This is a genomic window from Shewanella sp. SACH, assembly GCF_001887095.2.
Classification (GTDB): domain Bacteria; phylum Pseudomonadota; class Gammaproteobacteria; order Enterobacterales; family Shewanellaceae; genus Shewanella; species Shewanella baltica.
Genome location: NZ_MPDG02000002.1, coordinates 298342 through 319656, shown reverse-complemented (window position 1 = coordinate 319656; position 21315 = coordinate 298342). Strand labels below are relative to the sequence as shown.

Annotated in this window: 18 protein-coding genes and 1 tRNA gene; 8 read left to right on the top strand and 11 right to left on the bottom strand. The window is 45.5% G+C overall.

What is annotated here, in order from left to right:
* Window positions 1–178 precede the first annotated feature (178 nt).
* Genes modA through modC form a run of 3 tightly spaced genes read left to right on the top strand, consistent with a single transcriptional unit; the run spans window position 179 to window position 2773 of the window.
* Entirely contained in the window at window positions 179–970 is a 792-nt protein-coding gene (gene modA / locus BM607_RS09230; RefSeq protein WP_071938612.1) for a molybdate ABC transporter substrate-binding protein, read from the top strand.
* Window position 971: 1 nt separating this feature from the next.
* The gene (modB, locus tag BM607_RS09225) at window positions 972–1694 is read left to right on the top strand and encodes a molybdate ABC transporter permease subunit (protein ID WP_071938613.1); all 723 of its coding nucleotides are present in this window, start codon (window positions 972–974) and stop codon (window positions 1692–1694) included.
* Entirely contained in the window at window positions 1688–2773 is a 1086-nt protein-coding gene (gene modC / locus BM607_RS09220; protein ID WP_071938614.1) for a molybdenum ABC transporter ATP-binding protein ModC, read from the top strand. Before modB ends, modC begins: the two co-directional genes overlap by 7 nt.
* Window positions 2774–2846: 73 nt before the next feature.
* Here modC and BM607_RS09215 read toward each other — a convergent pair.
* Both BM607_RS09215 and BM607_RS09210 read right to left on the bottom strand, forming a co-directional pair.
* Window positions 2847–2933: transfer RNA gene (locus tag BM607_RS09215), tRNA-Leu, on the bottom strand.
* Window positions 2934–3079: 146 nt separating this feature from the next.
* The gene (locus tag BM607_RS09210; RefSeq protein WP_071938615.1) at window positions 3080–4669 is read right to left on the bottom strand and encodes a bacteriohemerythrin; all 1590 of its coding nucleotides are present in this window, start codon (window positions 4667–4669) and stop codon (window positions 3080–3082) included.
* Between the two features lie 314 nt (window positions 4670–4983).
* On the opposite strand from BM607_RS09210, the gene BM607_RS09205 reads away from it, so the two are divergent.
* Window positions 4984–5115 (top strand): DUF3149 domain-containing protein, encoded by a 132-nt coding sequence (locus tag BM607_RS09205; protein ID WP_006083014.1) that lies wholly within the window; start codon window positions 4984–4986, stop codon window positions 5113–5115.
* 142 nt (window positions 5116–5257) lie between these two features.
* Here the strand turns inward: BM607_RS09205 and BM607_RS09200 are convergent, their stop codons facing one another.
* Entirely contained in the window at window positions 5258–5869 is a 612-nt protein-coding gene (locus tag BM607_RS09200) for a superinfection exclusion B family protein (RefSeq protein WP_006083015.1), read from the bottom strand.
* A gap of 168 nt (window positions 5870–6037) precedes the next feature.
* Here BM607_RS09200 and BM607_RS09195 point away from each other — a divergent pair, with 168 nt between their 5' ends.
* Window positions 6038–7669, top strand: coding sequence for an ATP-binding protein (locus tag BM607_RS09195; RefSeq protein ID WP_071938616.1), 1632 nt, complete (start codon window positions 6038–6040; stop codon window positions 7667–7669).
* An 87-nt stretch (window positions 7670–7756) separates the two neighbouring features.
* Here BM607_RS09195 and tcdA read toward each other — a convergent pair whose 3' ends face one another.
* Complete coding sequence (tcdA, locus tag BM607_RS09190) at window positions 7757–8566, bottom strand: tRNA cyclic N6-threonylcarbamoyladenosine(37) synthase TcdA (RefSeq protein WP_006083017.1); 810 nt, start codon at window positions 8564–8566, stop codon at window positions 7757–7759.
* 427 nt (window positions 8567–8993) lie between these two features.
* Between tcdA and BM607_RS09185 the strand changes: the two genes are divergently transcribed.
* Together BM607_RS09185 and BM607_RS09180 are read left to right on the top strand one after the other, a co-directional pair.
* Window positions 8994–10058: a porin gene (locus BM607_RS09185; protein WP_071938617.1), complete on the top strand. Its 1065-nt coding sequence runs from the start codon at window positions 8994–8996 to the stop codon at window positions 10056–10058.
* A gap of 435 nt (window positions 10059–10493) precedes the next feature.
* The gene (locus BM607_RS09180; RefSeq protein WP_071938618.1) at window positions 10494–11582 is read left to right on the top strand and encodes a porin; all 1089 of its coding nucleotides are present in this window, start codon (window positions 10494–10496) and stop codon (window positions 11580–11582) included.
* Between the two features lie 176 nt (window positions 11583–11758).
* Here BM607_RS09180 and parC read toward each other — a convergent pair whose 3' ends face one another.
* Genes parC through nudF form a run of 7 tightly spaced genes read right to left on the bottom strand, consistent with a single transcriptional unit; the run spans window position 11759 to window position 19704 of the window.
* Entirely contained in the window at window positions 11759–14035 is a 2277-nt protein-coding gene (gene parC, locus BM607_RS09175; protein ID WP_071938619.1) for a DNA topoisomerase IV subunit A, read from the bottom strand.
* Window positions 14028–15200, bottom strand: a complete 1173-nt coding sequence (locus tag BM607_RS09170; RefSeq protein ID WP_006086041.1) for a PQQ-dependent sugar dehydrogenase — start codon at window positions 15198–15200, stop codon at window positions 14028–14030. Before BM607_RS09170 ends, parC begins: the two co-directional genes overlap by 8 nt.
* Before the next feature lie 54 nt (window positions 15201–15254).
* Window positions 15255–17141, bottom strand: coding sequence for a DNA topoisomerase IV subunit B (gene parE / locus BM607_RS09165; protein ID WP_006083022.1), 1887 nt, complete (start codon window positions 17139–17141; stop codon window positions 15255–15257).
* A gap of 56 nt (window positions 17142–17197) precedes the next feature.
* A complete protein-coding gene (locus BM607_RS09160) occupies window positions 17198–17773 on the bottom strand; it encodes a YqiA/YcfP family alpha/beta fold hydrolase (protein ID WP_071938620.1) in 576 nt (191 codons plus the stop codon).
* 26 nt (window positions 17774–17799) lie between these two features.
* Window positions 17800–18639 carry a 3',5'-cyclic-AMP phosphodiesterase gene (cpdA, locus tag BM607_RS09155; RefSeq protein WP_006083024.1) on the bottom strand — a complete coding sequence of 280 codons (840 nt, stop codon included), beginning with the start codon at window positions 18637–18639 and terminating at the stop codon, window positions 17800–17802.
* A gap of 15 nt (window positions 18640–18654) precedes the next feature.
* A complete protein-coding gene (locus BM607_RS09150) occupies window positions 18655–19095 on the bottom strand; it encodes a DUF1249 domain-containing protein (protein WP_006083025.1) in 441 nt (146 codons plus the stop codon).
* A gap of 6 nt (window positions 19096–19101) precedes the next feature.
* The gene (gene nudF / locus BM607_RS09145; protein ID WP_071938621.1) at window positions 19102–19704 is read right to left on the bottom strand and encodes an ADP-ribose diphosphatase; all 603 of its coding nucleotides are present in this window, start codon (window positions 19702–19704) and stop codon (window positions 19102–19104) included.
* Window positions 19705–19948: 244 nt separating this feature from the next.
* Here nudF and tolC point away from each other — a divergent pair, with 244 nt between their 5' ends.
* Complete coding sequence (tolC, locus tag BM607_RS09140) at window positions 19949–21256, top strand: outer membrane channel protein TolC (RefSeq protein ID WP_006086047.1); 1308 nt, start codon at window positions 19949–19951, stop codon at window positions 21254–21256.
* Window positions 21257–21315 lie beyond the last annotated feature (59 nt).

Below are 21315 nucleotides of genomic sequence, written 5' to 3'. Positions count from 1 at the left end.
GAGCCCTATTGTCCTCCATCACCTTGAGGATACCAATAAGATTGCCGAGATATTTCAGCGGATTAATGCCATTAATCCACAAGAAACCGCACACAGATCACTAATTGATTGCTTAGGGCTTGAATGATCGTTATATAGATTGGTATATAACGATTACTTTTTATCACGGAGGAACACAATGAAATCCATTCACCTTAAGCAATTACTGCGTTTTACCACAGCTTCATTATTCACAATGGTACTGACATCTAGCCCAATTTTTGCGGCAGACAATGAGCAAGTGACTGTTTTTGCAGCGGCATCGCTCACCAATGCACTTAACGAAATCGGCCAGCAATATGAAAAAGAACACAATACTAAGGTGATATTCTCCTTCGCCTCTTCCTCAACACTGGCAAAACAAGTGGCCAATGGTGCACCCGCCGATCTGTTTATCTCGGCCAATCAAAAGTGGATGGATTATCTGGTCGATGCTAAAGCGGTCGATGTTAACAGCCGAAAAACCTTGTTAAAAAATACCTTAGTCTTGATTGCCGAGAAAAATAGCCCCATCACAGAGGTGGTGCTCAATGGCGATTGGGATATCAAAACCGTATTAAAAGGCAGCCGTATGGCAGTTGGCGATCCTGATCATGTGCCCGCAGGACAATATGCCAAGCAAGCCCTCGAAAATCTCAAGCTGTGGCAAGCTGCTGAGCCATTACTCGCCCGCGCTAACAATGTCCGCGCCGCCCTCGCCTTAGTTGAACAGGGCGAAGCGCCGCTAGGCATAGTGTATTCAACCGATGCGAAAGTCGCCCAGAAGATCAAAATCGTGGCCACCTTCCCAGAGACGAGCTACAGCCCAATTGAATACCCTATCGCCTTAGTCAAACAAGAATCGACGGCAAGCGCCAAAGCGTTCAATGAGTATCTGCAAGGCCCAAGCGCAAAAAATGTGTTTGAAAAATATGGCTTTGGAGTGAATTAGGGTGCTGAGTGGTTCTCTACTAAGCGGCTCTCTTTTAAGCGACTATGAAATTGCCGCACTGCTGCTCAGCTTAAAGGTGTCATCCGTTGCCGTTATCGCCAGTTTACCCTTGGGCATTTTATGCGCTTGGGTGCTGGCCAGAGTCGAGTTTCCTGGCAAGGCTATATTCGACAGTGTGCTCCATCTACCACTGGTGTTACCGCCCGTTGTAGTGGGTTACCTCCTGCTGATTAGCATGGGCCGCCAAGGTTTTATCGGCCAGTGGCTATTTAATTGGTTTGGCATCAGTTTTAGCTTTAGTTGGCGCGGTGCGGCCCTCGCGGCGGCGATAGTGTCATTCCCTCTGATGGTCAGAGCCATACGCCAATCCTTTGAAACCGTTGATATTCGACTCGAGCAGGCCGCACGCACTTTAGGTAGCAGTCGATGGCGGGTATTTCTCACCATCACACTGCCGCTCACCTCTCCAGGGATAGTGTCGGGGATGATTATCGCCTTTGCCCGCAGCCTAGGGGAATTTGGCTCGACCATTACCTTCGTCTCCAATATCCCCGGTGAAACCCGTACGATTCCGCTCGCCATGTACTCTTTTATTGAAACCCCTGGGGCTGAATATCAGGCCATGCGCCTGTGCATTATCTCGATAGTGATCGCACTCGCGTCTTTACTCGCTTCCCAATGGCTGAGTAAAAAAGCCCTGCAGAGGACAGCAAGCGTATGCTAAGGATTAATATTGAAAAACGACTCGGACAACTGCAACTGAAAGTCGATACCCAATTGCCATTGCAAGGCGTGACCGCCGTTTTTGGCCGCTCGGGTGCGGGTAAAACCTCGCTCGTGAACCTGCTCGGCGGGCTTTCGACCCCAGATAGCGGTGAAATCCGCCTCGGTGACAAACTGCTTTATCAGCAAGGCAAAGTAAACCTTCCCCCAGAAAAGCGCCATATTGGCTATGTATTTCAAGAGGCACGGCTGTTTCCACACTATAGCGTGAAGGGCAATCTCAACTACGGTGTGCATAAAGCCAACCCAGTGTTATTCGATAAAATTGTGCAGTTACTGGGAATTGAAAAACTGCTCAGTCGCTATCCCAGCACACTATCGGGCGGAGAAAAACAACGGGTTGCCATTGGCCGTGCTCTGCTAACATCGCCCGATATGCTGTTGATGGATGAACCGCTGGCGTCACTCGACTTACCCCGTAAACGCGAGTTACTGCCCTACCTGCAAACCTTATCGCAGGAACTAAAACTGCCGATAGTGTATGTGAGCCACAGCTTAGATGAGATCTTACAACTGGCGGATTATATGCTGGTGCTGCATCAGGGAAAATTGATCGCCCAAGGGGCCTTAAGTGAAGTGTGGAATAGCGAGCAAATGCGCCCTTGGGTGCCATTGCAGGAACTCAGCTCACTCCTCAGTGCTAAGGTTGCCGACAGACATCCCGACTACCCCATGACGCGACTCGTGATGGATGATGGTAACCATCTATGGGTAAACGGTTATCTGGCTGAAACGACAAAAAAACTCAAAGTGCGTATTCAGGCAAACCATGTCTCGGTTTGCACTGAGGTCCCCAAAGGATCGAGTATCCGTAACCTATTGAAGGGAGAAATTAAAGAGTTATACCCCAGCGATAATGGCGAGCAAATCCAATTAAAAATCGCCCTAGGCCGCGATGAACTTTGGGCCAACATCACCCCTTGGGCCTGCGATGAACTGCAACTCACCCATGGCAAAGCGATTTATGCACAAATCAAAGGCGTGACCATGACACAAATGGATATCGCCGAATCCCACTAAATCGACCTACTGCCAAATTTCAGGTACAAAAAAACCGACGCTAGGTCGGTTTAGTTCCTTCAGCAGAAGGATTTGGTACCAGTGGCCAGACTCGAACTGGCACGCTTTTAAGGGCGCGGGATTTTGAATCCCGTGTGTCTACCGATTTCACCACACTGGCATATCAAATATGCACTTAGAAGCAATCAAAACAACTGCCTGTCTCTAAGTGCTGGGAATTATACCTTTGCCCATGACAATGGCAAGTCTTTTGCCGCGACTTTAATACAAATTGCATTTAACCGCTCAAAAATCATGCTCTTGGGGTTATTCTGCGCCATGGGATAACAAAAAGGCGGTATATTCTTTATCACTTTTTTGGATATGGTTAACCAACCAAGCCTTCAAGAAAGTCATTAATTCGTCGGCAACATCTTCCCCTTTTACAACCCGCTTTTGAAAATCAAGTACTTGCCCGACTAACTTGCCGTGCTTTTCCTTATGACTGTCGGTTTGTGGGTAGCCAAAACGGGCAAAGAGCTCTTCTTCATAGGCAAAGTGATTGGCGGTGTAATCCACCAGCCCTTGCACGATACGTTTGATGGCTTCGAGTCCATACTCTTCGTTTAATGTGCGATGCAGTTCATTGATCAGCGACACTAATCGTTGATGTTGACGATTGATCTCTGGCATTCCTATGTCTAACTCAGGCCCCCATTTCACAAAAAGTTTATTTTGCGCCTGAGTCGAATTAAAGAATGCCGCATTCACATGGAATCGGTGCAGCAAGGAGCCGATTTCCTGCGACATGTTATACACTTTCAAACTCGATAAGTTAGTGTTGTTGGTGTGGGACGCATTACTCAGGGCGAGCTCTGCCATCACAGTGATATTTTTATTAATTTCTTCAGCAACTGTGTGTTGTTGCCCCGATGCCGTGGCGATTTGATGGGACATATCGGTAATGGTCTCTACCTGCGTGACGATTTGTCCGAGCGCGCTGTGGGCTTGATTCACCATCTCAGCAGTTTCGTCGGCAATGACCACGTTTTTCAACATGACTTCAACGCCATGTTGTGCACCTTTTTGTAATGCGGCGATTTGTTGTTGGATCTCAACCGTGGCTTCGGATGTCCGTTTCGCAAGATTACGCACTTCATCGGCGACAACGGCAAAGCCGCGACCATGCTCACCGGCTCTCGCACTTTCAATGGCGGCGTTTAAGGCGAGTAAGTTGGTTTGCTCAGCCACCTGCGAAATCGTTTCGATAATGCTACTGATATTGTTGCTGTCGGCGGCCAAGTGTTCAATTACAGTTCGAGTGTCATGGATCTGTGCTGACATAGCGCCAATTTTAGTCACTATGCCATTCATGATTTGGTCGCCATGCTTGGCAGAACTTTGGGCAATATCGGCAGCCTTGGCCGCACTCACGGCATTTTGCGATACTGCTTGCACGCTTGATACCATTTGCGTCATCGCACTGGCGGCCAGTTCCGTTTGATGCTCTTGCTCTAACACCCCTTGTTTTGCCTGTTCACTGATGACCTTGATATCCGAGGCCACTTTTTTCATCCCTTCGCAGGTATCAGACAAAGATAAAATCGTGCGGCTGACATCCTCGCCCATGCGGTTGATGCTATGCACGACCTTAATGAACACGCCCGCATCTTTCTCTTCTAATTGATAGCTTAAATCTCCCTCGCCTAAATGATGGGCGGCACGTTCAAGCTGTCTTAAATTGCGAATTAATTTATTGATGTTGAACATTAAAATGCCGGCGAGCGCGCTTAAACACAGGATGGCGACAAAGTGCCCTGTGATCACTAAACAATAGAGTGGATAAATCAGCAACAGCAGTGGCGCAAAGATAGAATTATATCCCATTGAATCCTTGCGACTTTTATTAGAATCCATTTTTTACTCCTTTAAAAAACTGATATCACAGCATTCATCTAAAAAAACAAGAACAAATAAATAGCATGGTGCGATAACAAAATATCGATCTGGTTAAGTAGATTAATCCTAGACGCTAACTGAAGAACAAACAAAGCTAAATTATTTGAACTCATCCCAGTTAAACATCGACAGGAATATGACCAAGATCACAGAGTTAACTAAGGGTTATGACTTTGTATTCCTATGTCGATTCTTTATTGATCGAGATCAGTATTTTAGCTATCGAATACCGCTAATTTGGACAGGACTTCACAGGAAAGAGGATTTCAGTCATGGCATTTTGGTTAGATCTAATGTTTGGTAACCCCATAGGCTTACTTTCAATGATCGTTATCTTTAGCACAATAGGGATAGTGTCTTATATCACTTGGATGTTCATTGTGAAGTCGGCACCGAAACAATAGTTTTTGCTCCAGTTGTTCTTCATGTTCTTGTATAAATGCAAAATCTAGGGGGTTTTTATCACCCCCATTTTTTGTTGTCTCGCTTTTCAGAATACTGCAACTCATCTAAAGCCAGCACTCATCCGAGCGAGACAAAACACACCTATGCAGCGTGTTTTCTGTTTTGTACTAGACCATTTAAAAATTGCGGACGCGCTTTAATCAACGACTGCATCTCTTCTTGGCTCGGCTCACCCGCAGGCAAACGCAGCACATCGCGGTTGAGATACATGCGGGCTTTCATGGCAATCTTATAATCGGCTGTCGGTCCCTGAATCGCATAATGGCGCTCGTTACCGAGTTTTTCTAAGATGCAGGCATTCAATAAACTTTTCACTGCGGTTTCATTTTGCGGCAGAGTCAAAATTGTGGCGCCCTGAAGAAAGAACTCTCTGACTAACGCTCGCTCTGCGGGATCAAGCAGGTTCACTTTAGCTTCAATCGTCTCAATAACGCGCTTATCACTTAAATGACGAATTGATTCATCTAAGCCTAAGTTAATCAACTGGCTCAAAAAATAGGCGATAGATATGATTAGGCCTAAGCCAACAAACTGTGCATGTTCCGGCACAAATTTATCGAGCGCCAGCACTGCCAACACGTTCGGGGGAATAAGGAGTAAGACAGTACAACTCACCATTAGCCACAGCATGACCCTGAACATCATTTTCTTTGGACTAACAAACTTAACTGAATCCAGCTTGAGTTTAAACATAGTGCTATCCCAGTGACAAAAAATTGAACTTATCGGCTAACAAGCAAATTTAATGCCATAAATGAAGAGATATTTCGTTGATTTTATTCGCAAGAAAATGCACTTTCTGGATCTGTAGGTCTATGCTTATAAGCATCTCAAGCCGCTATTGCATAAAGAAAATTTAAGATGCTGACATTCTTTAGCCAACTTATCAAAAGTCCCATAGGCAGGCACCTTACCTTGTCTATTGTACTTTTTAGCTCTGTTATCACCTTAATCACCACTGCCTATCAGTTGATCAGTGATTATCGCAATGACGTTGTGCGCATCGACAGAGTGTTTTCCAATATGGAAAAGGTGAACTTAGATGTGCTCGCCGCCAGTATTTGGGTGATTGACGAGCGGCTCATTAACACTCAGCTCAATGGCTTAATTCAGTTGCCCGATATTAACTACATTTCGATTAAAGATGACAGCGGCCAAGCGTGGAATGCGGGCGTGCAAAAGCAAGAACACTCCTTAGATAAAACCTTTCCTTTAGTTTATAAATCCCCGACCGAGAGTATTAATGTCGGCACACTCGAGATACAAGTCGATGTCGATGCCATCTATCAGCGCTTGTATGATAAAGCCATTATCATTTTGCTCTCTAACGGAATAAAAACCTTCTTAGTTGCTGGATTTATTCTATTTTTAGTATGGTTCAATATCACCAAACACTTAGATAAACTCAGCCAATACTGTAAAAATATCGACCTCGATCAAGAATACGAGCCACTGCAATTTGCCCGCCAAGAAAAAATTGATGAGTTCAAACAAGTCGCCGACTCCATCAACAGCATGCAAGTGCAACTGAGAAGCTCCTTTGGCGCCTTAAAGAAATCTAAGACTGAACTGCAAACGGCCCTGGAAGACAGAGAGCGGCTACTCAAACTCGAACGTAGTTATAAAGAAGAACTCGCCAGACAAGTTAAAGAAAGAACCATAGAATTAGAGCAATCCCTTAGTGCGCTAAAACGGGCGCAGCAGGTGTTGGTTGAGCAAGAAAAAATGGCGGCCTTGGGTGGACTGGTGTCAGGGGTTGCCCACGAGATAAACACGCCGATTGGCATTTGTTTGACGGCGGCGAGTGCGCAGCTCAGCCATATTGAAGAACTGATCGACCTGATCCACAGCGATCAAGCCACCTTAGATGAAATCAATGAGATCCTTAATGAGTATCAAGAAAGCTGTGAACTCATTGTCCGCAATATCACCAAAGCCAGTAGTTTGATCCAAAAATTCAAAACGATCGCCATCGATCGCAGTCATGAAGAACACCAACCTTGTAACTTAAGTCAGCAACTCCACGAGATTTTAGAGTCGACATTAATTATGCATCCGCATGTCAACGCCGTCACTGAAATCAGCGTAGAGCCCACACTCAATATTCAAACCAATATCAGCTTATTGAATCAGATCGTCAGCAATATTCTGTCGAACGCCTTTACCCATGCTTTCCAAGGACGTGAAGATAATCTCATCCACATCAGCGCCACAGTGGACGAAGAGTCGATTCTAATTAGCATTCAAAATAATGGCTTAGAAATTCCAGCCGATGTCGCTGAACACATGTTCGAGCCATTTTTCACTACGAATCGTAATAAAGGCGGCACGGGCTTAGGATTATCAGCGGCCTTTAATGCCGCGACGCTGTTGAAAGGCACTATGAGTTATCGCGCAGACTCAAAACTTGGCGGCCCGCAATTTGATATCAAATTTCCGTACACTCAATGTGAGCCTACGGTCCTCAATGGCCAACAAGATTTTTATATCTAGATATAACGCAGTGGAATGACACAATATTGCAGTGATACTCACCGCTCATACGAGCGGTGAAATCATCAGTAGAAAAACGTTAACCCTTTAAAGCGTTTCTTGAGCCTGCAGCGCTAAGCGCGCTAATACTCGGCTTGCCGCCACAAAACCAAATGTCCCTGTGACCATAGTGACAGCGCCAAAACCTGACGCACAATCCATTCTCATGCTGCCATCGGCCGCCGCTTTAGTACCACAAACAGAGCCATCGGCTTGCGGATAAACTAACTGCTCACTGGAAAAAACCGCATCTATCGCAAATCGGCGTTGCACGTTTTTAGAGAAGTTATATTCGCGGCGCAAAATATTGCGCACTTTGGCTAACAAAGGATCTTGGTACGTTTTAGCGAGATCGGTTAACTGAATTTGAGTCGGATCTGTCTGCCCACCCGCACCGCCTACCGTAACAATCTTGATTTTTTGACGTTTACACCAGGCAATTAACGCGGCCTTTTGCTTAACGGCATCAATACAGTCAATAACATAATCAATATTGCCGCCCTCTTTAGCCCCGAGCAAATACTCGCCTAGATTATCCAATGTAATAAAATCTTCAATTTCATTCACTTGGCAATCAGGATTAATTTCACGAATCCGCTGCGCCATCACAGCGACTTTAGAACTGCCAATAGTGGAACTGAGCGCGTGAATTTGACGGTTAGTGTTAGTGACACAGATATCGTCTAAATCCATCAAGCTTATCTGTCCGATGCCGCTTCGCGCTAAGGCCTCTGCCGCCCAAGTACCTACGCCACCAATACCAATCACCACCACGTGGGATGTGGCAAATTTAGCCAGAGCCTTTTGTCCATACAAACGGCCAATTCCGCCAAATCGATTTAGATAGGCCTCAGTCATAAATACTTACCTTATATTACCCAATAACAGCAGGAGCGCTTGCCCTAGCATCGAATGGATGCCAACAGGGGGCAGCTTAGTAGCAACACCAGAAATGTGCGGTGGATTCTAAACGATCTGGACATAAATCGAAATCAGATCCGCAGACACATAACGCCAGATGCAAAGAGATACGATTGCCAAGCAAGCGTAATAAATGCAAAGACTCATAATGCATGACCGAACAACTCGGTAATCAACATAATGAAAACCTGTATTTCACTTGTAAAACAATATGTTAAATAAACCACTCTTTATATAAAACTTGATCCAGATCACACTTTATTGCTGACAGTCTGTGCAGACTTTGCCACACAAAAGCTCAACAGCATGCATAGATACTTAAGTTATCCATGCATATAACAGCGATAAGCACAGGAAAATGAAGATGAAAAAGACTCTGCTGACTACGGCTATTATTTCTAGCCTCACACTCTATTCATTCACAGCACTCGCCGATGGCCCTGAATTCTATGGTCATGCTGATCTTGCTATTACCAACTCAGACACAGGTTACGCAACTCAGAACCAAAAGGACGGCACTGTCCTTGAAAACAACTTCTCATGGTTAGGCGTAAAAGGTTCTGAAGCTGTAAGCCCCTATTTTGACATCATTTATCAAATGGAATTTGGCGTCGAAAACTTTGATAACTCAAACAAGACGTTCAACGCCCGTAATACTTTCCTTGGTATCAGAAGTGCGGCTGGTACTGCCTTAGTGGGCCGTAACGACACAGTATTTAAAGCAGCAGAAGGTAGCTTCGATCTTTTCGGTAATACCAATGCTGATATCGACTTGTTAGTTGCAGGCCAAACACGCTCCGCCGATGGCATTTCTTACTATTCACCTAAAATTGCCGATCTGGTGACGCTTAATGCCACCTATCTGATGAGCGATAACTATGATCAAGTGGATAGCAATGGCGACGAGGTGTACAGCAAAGATCACATGTATGCTCTGAGCGCCACCTTAGGGGATAAAGCCTTTAAAGCACAAAACTACTACGTCGCTGCCGCCTATAGTGATGGTATTGATAATGTCGAAGCCTACCGTGGTGTGGCCCAAGCTAAATTCGGTGATGTTATCTTAGGTGCCTTATATCAACACAGCGAACATGTGGATGATAAGTTTGCCAACCTCTCAGGTGATACTTACTTCGTCAACGCGGCTTACTTAATTGGCGACTTGAAATTGAAGATGATGTACGGCAAAGATGACTCAGGTTTAGGTAAATACGTTAGCCGTTATGTCGGTGACCAAAACAACAGCGGTTTGGAACAGGTTCGCGATGTTGACCTGCAACAGTTCAGTGTGGGTGCGGATTACCGTCTGAGCACTAAGACTATGGTCTATGGTCACTACACGCGCTTCGATGGTGATCTTATGTTGGCCGATGTGAAGCAAGACCTTAATGACAACATCTTTACTGTTGGTTTACGCGTTGATTTTTAAATAGATTAATAAACTAACCACAAGGTTATTTCTTGATAAAAAAGCGGCTTCGGCCGCTTTTTCTGCTTAGATATCGTCCCCAAACACATATCCATAGCCGATATGACAGACTTGCTACAGTATTAGTATATGCTACAGTTACCCTCGCCGACCCACTGTCTAAGGCAATCCGCCTTACCTACCACTTAAGTAGTAAGTGAAAAATACAGTTTTGCACCTTTCAGGTAAATTTGCAGTCAAGGTATAAGGAAATATCCTAGAAATAGCCCGAATATGGACAAGGAGAGCCAAAAACATGATCTGCACCACAGCCTGCGAGTCGTAAAACTGTAAAAATCGGCTGCAACTTTGTTACCGACTCAGGTGACAAATGCGTTAAACCACACAAAAACCATGAAAAATGGAAAAGAACTTAGGTTCGAGGGAGCACAAAACATGAAAAAGACATTCATCTCTGCATCAGTTGCATCAGTATTGGCATTGGCTTCATTCGGTGCGCTAGCCGAAGGCCCAAGCTTCTATGGTCGTTTAGAGCTTGCTTTAACCCATACTGACACTGGTGCTACCCTACAAGGCGGAACTAACGGCTTAAATGCAAACTATGCCGATGAAAACAATGCTGGCACTTATTTAGAAAACAACTTTTCTCTGTTAGGTGTAAAGGGTTCAGAAAAGATTGCTGATGGCTTTGAAGCTATCTATCAAATGGAATTCCAAGTTGAAAATACATCAACAACTGGTGATGTATTTAAAGCGCGTAATACTTATTTAGGTTTAAAAACTAACGCAGGTACTGTGTTAGTGGGTCGTAACGACACAGTATTCAAACAAGCTGAAGGCGGTGTGGATATTTTCGGTAACACCAACGCCGATATCGACCGTTTAATTAGCGCTCAAACTCGTAGCGCTGACGGTGTTTGGTATTACTCACCAAAAATCGCTGGCTTAGTGACGCTAAATGCTAACTACCAATTTGATGATAACGACACAACGGCTAAGACTTCTGAAAGCTTATATGCATTAAGCGCGACTTTAGGCGATAAAGCGTTTAAAGATCAAAACTACTATGCCGCAGTAGCCTATAACAAAGGTATTGCTGGTGTTGATGCGTACCGTTTAGTTGGTCAAGCAAAATTCGGTCAATTCAAAGTCGGTGGTTTATTCCAACAATCTGAAGATGTTGTGAATAGCGATATCGATGGCAATACTTACTTCGTGAACGTTTCTTATGATCTGAACGGCGTAAACCTGAAAGCTGAATACGGTGTTGACGAAGCAGGCTTTGGTAATTACTACAAAAACGTAAACACCATAGGTAAAGATGCTAACGGTAAAGCTATTATTGCTAAAGGCACTGATATCAACGTACAGAACTTCAACGTAGGTGCTGACTACCGTTTAGCTAAATCAACTATGGTATACGGCCAATACGCTATGTACCGCGGTGACCATGTTGTTGCTGGTAACAAAGTTGATCTACAAGATGACAACGTATTCTCTGTAGGCGTACGTTACGACTTCTAATCTCTTAACCCAGAGATAATTAAAAACCTACTGTAGCGATACAGTAGGTTTTTTTATGTCTCTAATCGAATAAAAGGTCGAGACTCAGGCGATAAAAACAAAAAAGCCACCCAAGTAAACTCAGGTGGCTTTCATTTATATCTTTAATGCTTCAAAACCTTGAGTCCATCAAGGCATTAGATGCTCGGTAATGGCTCGCCGCCGTCACCTAATTCAACACTATCGACACGTTGTAAGCCTCTAGGCAACTTAGCGCCACGACGACCACGTTCACCACGATAATGCTCAAGATCGCTAGGCTTAAGTGTGAGCTTACGCTTACCCGCCCACAAGGTGACTGGCGTGTCACTCGGCACTAATTGTAAGTGCGTCATCAGCTCTTCACGATTCTTGGCTCTTTCCGTAGGAATGCCGATAATCTTGTTACCTTTTCCCTTAGATAATTGCGGTAGGGCTTCTAGCGAGAACAACAACATTCGACCTTCGTTCGTGATCGCTAAGAGCGACATTTCCTTAGTGCGATCAATCAACTTAGGCGTTAATGACTTAGCGTTTGTCGGCAAACTCAGCAAGGCCTTACCCGCCTTATTACGCGACACCATATCATTGTACGAGCAAATAAAACCGTAACCCGCGTCAGTTGCCAGCAGGTAACACTGGTCTTCCTCACCCATCAATACATGCTGCATGGTTTCGCCAGGCGCCATATTGAAGCGAGTCGTAATAGGCTCACCTTGGCTACGGGCCGATGGCAAAGTATGACTGTCGGTCGCAAATGCCCGCCCAGACGAATCAATAAACACCGCCGCCTGATTACTGCGCCCGATGGCGCTGCACAAGTATTGGTCGCCAGACTTATAGGAGAGCGATAACGGATCGATATCGTGGCCCTTAGCACAACGCACCCAGCCTTTTTCAGACAAGACCACTGTCACAGCCTCAGTAGGCGTTAACTCTTGTTCAGTTAAGGCGCGAGACTCGTTGCGCAGCACTATTGGAGAGCGACGATCATCACCGTAGGTTTCGGCATCTTGAATTAATTCTCTCTTGATCAAGGTCTTCAAGCGACGCTCTGAGCCCAATAACTGCTCGAGTTTCTCGCGCTCGGCTTCAAGCTCATTCTGCTCGGCCGTGATCTTAAATTCTTCTAACTTAGCTAAATGACGTAACTTTAACTCGAGGATCGATTCAGCTTGTTTATCACTGAGTGAGAAACGGGCCATTAACTCGGCTTTAGGCTCATCGTGAAAACGAATAATCTCAATCACTTCATCAATGTTGAGGAAAGCGATCATCAAAGCTTCGAGTATGTGTAACCGCGACACGACTTTATCTAAACGGTATTCCAAACGACGTTTAACCGTATCAACGCGGAACTCTAACCACTCAGTTAATAAGGTTTTTAGCCCTTTAACCCGTGGACGGCCATCAAGACCCAACACGTTTAAGTTAACTCTAAAGCTCTTTTCTAAATCCGTGGTAGCAAACAAATGCGCCATTAACTGATCGCAATCGACACGATTTGAGCGCGGCACGACCACCAGCCGCACTGGGTTTTCATGATCCGACTCATCGCGTAAATCGGCCACCATAGGCAATTTCTTCGCCTGCATTTGACCGGCAATTTGCTCTAAAATTTTCCCGCTACTGGCTTGATGCGGCAGCGCAGTAATGATTATTTCACCACCATCGACTGTGTAAACCGCGCGCGCTCTTAATGACCCACGGCCCGATTCATAAATCTTTGCAATATCGGCAGACGGGGTAATGATCTCGGCTTCGGTCGGATAATCAGGCCCAGGTACAAAGGCCATCAATTGCTCGAGTTCAAGCTTAGGATCATCAAGCAATGCCACGCAAGCGGAGACTAATTCCCTGACGTTATGCGGCGGAATATCCGTCGCCATGCCCACGGCAATACCGGTAATGCCATTGAGTAAAATATGCGGTAAACGTGCCGGCAGTACTTTGGGCTCTTTTAACGTGCCATCAAAGTTAGCGCCCCACTCTACCGTGCCTTGCCCCAGCTCGCTGAGCAGCACTTCGGAGAATTTAGATAAACGCGCTTCGGTGTAACGCATGGCCGCAAATGACTTAGGATCATCGGGCGCCCCCCAGTTACCTTGACCATCGACTAACGGATAGCGATAGGAGAATGGCTGCGCCATCAATACCATAGCCTCATAACAGGCGCTATCGCCGTGGGGATGGTATTTACCTAATACGTCACCGACCGTACGTGCCGACTTTTTATGCTTAGATTGAGCCGATAAACCTAACTCACTCATCGCATAGATAATTCGACGCTGTACCGGTTTAAGCCCATCACCAATGTGTGGCAGGGCTCGGTCCATAATGACGTACATGGAATAGTTCAGATAAGCCTCTTCGGTAAAGCGCCGTAATGGCATTTGCTCTACCCCATCGAGACTTAACTTGATAGCGTCACTCATTTTCTTCTAGTTCCTGTGGTTCTTCAGTACTATCGCCCTTGTAGAACAAGCGATACACGTTACCTTTTAAATCATCTGAGATGTACATAGCTCCGTCGGCTGCCGATAACAGCGCAAAGGGACGAGCGACGGGAAATTCACCGTCAAGGAAACTGACAACCGTTTCACGACTCACCACTTTTTGATCTTCAATCTTAAGCATAACCACTTGGTAACCGACTTTACTCGAACGATTCCACGAGCCATTTTCGGCGACAAACAACTGATTATGGTAAATATTTGGAAACTGACTGCCACGATAAAAGGCGAGCCCCGTGGGTGCAACATGGGCTGGCAGTTCATATACTGGCAGCGTAATTTTTAGATTTTTTGGCTTTTCATAGGCAGGCTCAACCACAGTACTGGCATGTAAGTAAGGGAAGCCATAATGACTCCCTATCACATCAACGCGGTTAATCTCATCGGGTGGTAGGTTATCTCCCATCCAATCACGGCCTTGATCGGCAAACCATAATTTTCCGTCTATTGGTGACCAATCAAATCCACTCGCATCACGCACACCGGCCGCAATCTGCTCACTCGCGCCAGTATCGATATTGATGGCTATGATACTGCTGTAAGGCACTGGCGCTTCACAGACGTTACAAGGTGCACCAATAGACACGTATAAGCGGCCATCTGGGCCAAAATTAATTGACCGAGAACTTTTCTTCTCAGAGTAAGGCAAGTCACTGTAGATTTCTTTGGGTCGACTCGGGCGGCGCAACCTTTGCTCAATATCAACAAAGCGCACGATCTGATTTTCAGTGGCGACATATAAGTCGCCATTGTGAAATGCAATCGCATCAGGTGATTCAAGCCCTTTGGCTATCACGTAGCGCTTATCGACACGACCATCTTGATTGCTATCGACCAAGGCATGAATAGTGCCGCTCTTATGGGAGCCAACAAATAAAGTGCCATTCGCGCCCATCGCCATTTGCTTAGCATCGCCAATATCCGAGGCATACAGCGATAAGCCAAACCCCTTAGCGACGGTAATCATGATCGATTGGGACCCCGCAAAGGCGCTATTGCAGAACAATAACGTTACACTCGCTAGGAGCGTAAAACCGGCAGAAAACACCTTTAAGCAATTATAATTATTAGTTTTAATACACAACATTGTAATTTTCTTTATGCCTATGTTTTATTGTTATCGGCAATATAGTGCACAACATTAAAGTAAAGCCATGTCACCCTTATCTTCAAGCCAGTTTTTACGGTCCGGCGAACGCTTCTTAGCGAGCAACATATCCATCAAAGCATCAGTCTCTTCAATATCATCTATGGTCAACTGTACTAAACGACGGGTGTTCGGATCCATCGTTGTTTCACGAAGTTGTAAAGGATTCATCTCACCCAAGCCTTTAAAGCGGGTGACTTGTACCTTACCCTTTTTATTCTCAGCGGCAATGCGATCTAAAATCCCCGCTCTTTCGGCCTCATCTAAGGCGTAATACACCTCTTTGCCGATATCGATACGGAACAACGGCGGCATGGCAATATACACATGGCCCTGTTCAACTAAGATACGGTAATGCTTCAAAAAAAGCGCGCATAACAAGGTAGCAATGTGCAGTCCGTCCGAGTCGGCATCCGCAAGGATACAAATCTTGCCATAACGTAATTCAGAGATATCACTGCTATCGGGATCGCAACCAATTGCGACCGAAATATCATGGACTTCCTGCGAAGCTAATACTTGGGAAGCATCAACTTCCCAAGTGTTTAAGATTTTCCCACGCAGCGGCATGATGGCTTGAAACTCACGATCGCGAGCCTGTTTAGCGCTACCGCCAGCAGAATCCCCTTCCACGAGGAATAACTCTCCGCGCATTGGATCTTGGCCACTACAGTCCGTTAGCTTACCCGGCAGTGCAGGCCCTGAAGTCACCTTTTTACGGGCAACTTTTTTGGCGGCCTTTAACCGACTCTGGGCATTATTAATGCACATTTCGGCTAACGATTCAGCGAGTTCGGTATTTGAGTTCAACCAGAGTGAAAAAGCATCACGCACTACGCCAGACACAAACGCGGCGCATTGACGGCTCGAAAGCTTTTCCTTAGTTTGGCCAGCAAACTGCGGTTCTTGCATCTTCACCGACAAAATAAATGCGGCGCGATCCCAAATGTCTTCGGGTGAAAGTTTAATGCCGCGGGGAATTAAGTTTCTGAACTCACAAAATTCGCGCATTGACTCCAATAAGCCTTGGCGGAAACCATTCACATGGGTGCCACCGAGCGGAGTCGGAATTAAGTTAACATAACTTTCGCCAATGGATTCGCCGCCTTCTGGCAGCCAAGTAATTGCCCAATCAGCGGCTTCTAGCTGGCCCTTAAAACAGCCGACAAACGGCTCATCTGGCAACCTTAAATTGTCGCCAATCGCTGCCTTCAAATAATCGGTTAGGCCGCTTTCATAGAACCATTCATGGACTTCATTTGTCTGTTTGTTGGTGAATTTAATCCGTAAGCCTGGGCACAGTACCGCTTTAGCCCGCAGCAGATAAATCAGTTTTGAATTAGAAAAGTTAGCCGAATCAAAATAGCTGGCGTCGGGCCAAAAATGCACTCGTGTTCCGGTATTGCGACGACCACAAGTTCCCGTTGGGCGTAACTCTTCAACCTTAAAGCCATTTTCAAATGCAATATCATACACTTGGCCATCACGGCGAACTGTCACTTCAACACGGCGCGACAGCGCGTTAACGACTGAAATCCCCACACCATGCAAACCGCCAGAGAACTGGTAGTTTTTATTCGAAAATTTACCGCCGGCATGCAATTTGGTCAGGATTAACTCGACCCCAGGAATGCCTTCTTCAGGGTGGATATCCACCGGCATACCACGGCCATCATCGGTGACTTCGAGGGAGTTATCTGTATGTAGAACAACTTCAATTTTGGTCGCGTGGCCCGCTAATGCTTCATCGACACTGTTGTCTATGACCTCTTGGCCCAAATGGTTCGGTCTGGAGGTGTCGGTATACATACCTGGACGGCGTTTAACAGGATCGAGTCCGTTGAGAACTTCAATGGCGTCAGAGGTGTATTGATTCGTCATAGGGCACGCTATAGGTTGTTATATCCGGCCATGTTGCGGCTCGGCATGTCTGTTTGTCAAGGTAAGTGTAAAAATTGGCTTACAGTTTGCAGATGCGATTCGTAGCCAACAAAACTGTGATCGCCTCCCGCTTCAATTCGCAATTGGCAGTGATGGTACTTATTGACCGCTTCGCGATAATCCAGCACTTCATCACCCGTCTGCAATAATACCAAAAAACGATCCGGATTGCGGATAACAGCTGTATTAAATTCAGCAACTTCCCGCTTATGCTCGGGCATGACAAGATAATGCTGTTCGGTATAGGGATTAAATTGCGGCCCCATAAACTCATCAAACAATTCAAAGGGTTTTACCGCTGGATTGACTAACACAGCTTTGCCGCCATAGGTTTCGGCTAAATAGCTGGCAAAATATCCGCCTAACGATGAGCCTATGTAAGCTAATGGCTCTTTGGCATCGATAGCCGCCTCAACATAAGTGGTTAACAGCACCATGGCAGCCTTGGGTGTATTGGGCAATTGCGGCTGATGAAAGGTCACACTCGGGTGATGCTGCGCCATGTACTTAGCCGTCATCACAGCTTTATCTGAAAAGGGTGAGCTATTAAATCCGTGAATATAAAGCAGCATATTTCCTCAGGCTGCGGTTATTCGCGTTAATAACCGCTAGAGTTGTTGTCGGGGGAAAAATGGTTACCCGGTACGCGATACACTTTAGTGTTGATGCTACCATCGGCTTTCAACTCCAGCAAACGATAACCCGGTTGGACGCTATCCAAGGCAAAATAAGGCGATAACGGCTTAAATTGAATACAAGTGGAAGGTGTCGCCATTAGCTGCATGCTGCCATGGGGGCCATTATGATGGGTATCGATACATTGATGCACATGGCCCCAGAGCAATCCTTTGACCTGCGGATACTTTGCCACTCGCGCGATAAACTCAGCGCCATTGTCCATGCAATGCTGATCCAGCCAAGTACAATTCACAACGATGGGATTGTGGTGCATCACCAATAAAGTGTGGCATTCGGGATGTGCGGCAATGGCTTCATCAATTAATTCAAACTGAGTCTCGGCCATATTGCCGCCGGGCTTTCCCCGCACGGTTGAATCCAACATGAGGATTTGCCAGTTTCCCGCCAGAATACGCTGCTGCCCAAAAATCTGTTCACCCTGCATGTGCAGATACATGATCCGCGGATCATCATGATTTCCAGGAAGATAATGGCAAGGTAAACCAACAGGCGTGACGGCTTTCACGAATTGCTGATAGGACTCAGCCGAGTAGTCTTGACTTAAGTCACCCGTGGCAAGCATCAAATGAGCGGGATAGTCCACAGCTCTAATTGTATTTAATACGGCATCAAAACTCTTGCCAGTATTGACTCCTAATAGCTGAGCTTCAGGATCAGCAAAAAGATGCGGATCTGTGACTTGCACGATACGCACGCTTTCCCCTTCAGCTATGGAGTAAGAGACAGCCTCTTTCAGCACATTGAATACCCAATTCTAAGACTGGCACACGACACTATGGTGGTAACCAATCTTTAATAACTCTTCCAGGAATGCATTCACCTGGTACTTTTCATCACTTTGATACATACGGACATTGGGATAATCATACACTGGGCGTAATTGGTAAATCTGTTGACCAGTTAACACTTCTGCTAATTTAGCATCGTGATAAATTCTCACTAACACCTTGGGAGTATTGACAAACTCCTTGATTGCGATGGGACGAGATATCTCAACTAATTGAGTATATTTGGTATTTTCTAAAATTCGTACTACTAATATACCAAACTCACCTTCGAGTCGCCATGACTCACCGATAGCTATCTCTAACGGTAACCATTTCAACATGTAACCATAATTTCGCCCGCACAGTGCTAGAAAATCACTGACGTTAGGTTTATAGCGCTGTTTTAGACTCGAAGTAGCCAAATTCATCCCAACTTAAACCAGTTGTTGATAGTTTAATTGTAACCATTGTAATCCAATGACGGTCGACGCATTATCGATCTCGCCCGCAACCACACTATTATAAGCTTGCTCGCGGCTCATGACATGCAATCGAATATCTTCGTGCTCTTCTGCTAATCCATGCAATCCACGGGCGTCGTTCGAATCAACATCGGCCCAATAGAAATAGAAACGTTCTGTGCTGCCACCAGGGCTGGCAAGATAACTATTCACGCAGTGCATTTGCTTAGCAACTAAGCCTGTTTCTTCCATTAATTCGCGGTGCGCAACGTCCAGAGGCGTTTCTTCGGGCGCAATCATACCCGCGACCAACTCGAGAAGCCAAGGAGATTTAGTGGTTGCTAATGCAGGAAAACGCACCTGTTCGATGAGTACCACTTTATCTTGTCTGGCATCATAGGGCAGAACGACCACGGCATGACCCCGTTCAAACACTTCGCGAGTGACAGGTTTGCTCCAGCCGCCAGCAAATAATTTATGTTTGAAAGTGTATTCGTCCATTGAGAAAAATCCTTGGTATAGGGATTTTTTTTCTAAGATCTCAATATCCGTTTGCGAAAAAACAGGGGGTTTCATACTCTATCCTTAAAAGTTGAATTTGCGCTTATAATCAAGGCAATTTGAGCACATTTTTAAAATAAAATCTGTTACACTTCGAATTTGACTTGAAAGTGTCAGAGTTCTTAGACTCTAGGTCATTAAGTTTTAGCTGTATCGGGAAGCGTCGGGAAGCGCAAACCGCCTTGGTAAAGGCATTACTTAGTCTAAACGAAGTTAAAATATTCCTCCGTGGGGGGATTTTGTCTAATAAGGACAGCAAATGAAATTTAAGATCCATAATTTATGCGCAGCATTAACACTTGCGGCTTCCGCTTCAGCGGTGCAAGCAGATGATTTGTTGCAAATTTATCAACAAGCACTGACCAGCGACCCGCTCGTATTGCAAGCCCAAGCCCAGCGTAATGGTTTGTTTGAACAAATTGAACAAAACCGTGCACCGCTGTTGCCAACCATTAGTGCAAACGTCGGTTACGACAAAGCTTGGAATGATCCGAAGGATGATTCAAGCGGTCTAGTAGGTAGCCTGAAATTAAATCAAGTTATCTATGATCATAGTGCTTGGGTCGGTTTAAGCCTTGCTGAGAAAGCCGCTTCTCAAGCTGATTCTGCCTATGCTTCAGCATTACAAAACCTGATTACTCGTATCACTACAGCCTATTTCAACGTATTAACGGCGAAAGACAACTACGAGTTCCAAGGTGCAGAAAAACGCGCGATCGAACGTCAACTTGAACAAACTAAACAACGTTTTGCTGTGGGTTTAACCGCAATTACCGATGTGCATGAAGCCCAAGCTCAATATGACTTAGCCTCAGCCACTGAAATTTTAGCTGAAAACACACTCGCTAATAGCTATGAAGCCTTACGTGAAATCACTGGCATCGATCACAAGACGATTAATGTGCTAGATACCAACCGTTTCTCGGCCGTTACGCCAGCGCCAACATCTTCAAACGAATGGTTAAAGATTGCTGAAACCAATAGCGTCGATTTGATGACTCAACGTATCGGTAAAGATATCGCTCAAGAAACCATTAAGCTTTATCAAGCAGGCCACATGCCTTCTTTAAGTTTGAATGCAGGTTACAACAAAGGTCTTGAGCAAAAAACCGGAAATATCAATGAGCCTGACTTTGATAACGTCAGTGTCGGTGTCAACTTAAGTATTCCGATTTTCGAAGGCTTTAAAGTGAGCTCACAAGTTAATCAAGCGCAATTTCAATATGTTGAAGCGAGTGAAAAACTTGAGCAAGTTTACCGCGGTGTAGTGAAAAACGTCCGTAATAACTACAACAACGTAGGCGCTTCTATCAGCTCAATCAAAGCCTATGAGCAATCGGTTATTTCATCAGAAAGTGCACTGAAAGCCACTCAAGCGGGTTTCGAAGTCGGTACGCGTACTATCGTTGACGTATTGAACCGTACTCGTGACTTGTACGACTCAAAACGTAAGCTATCAGATGCACGTTATAGCTACATCAACTCGGTCATTGCCTTGAAGCAAGCAGCGGGCACATTGAATGAAGATGACGTGATTGCCATCAACAATGGCTTAATTGCAGAGTAATCTCACTCTCGGTTCTCAGCTATATAAAGTTGTCAGATAAAAAAACCGCCGATAGGCGG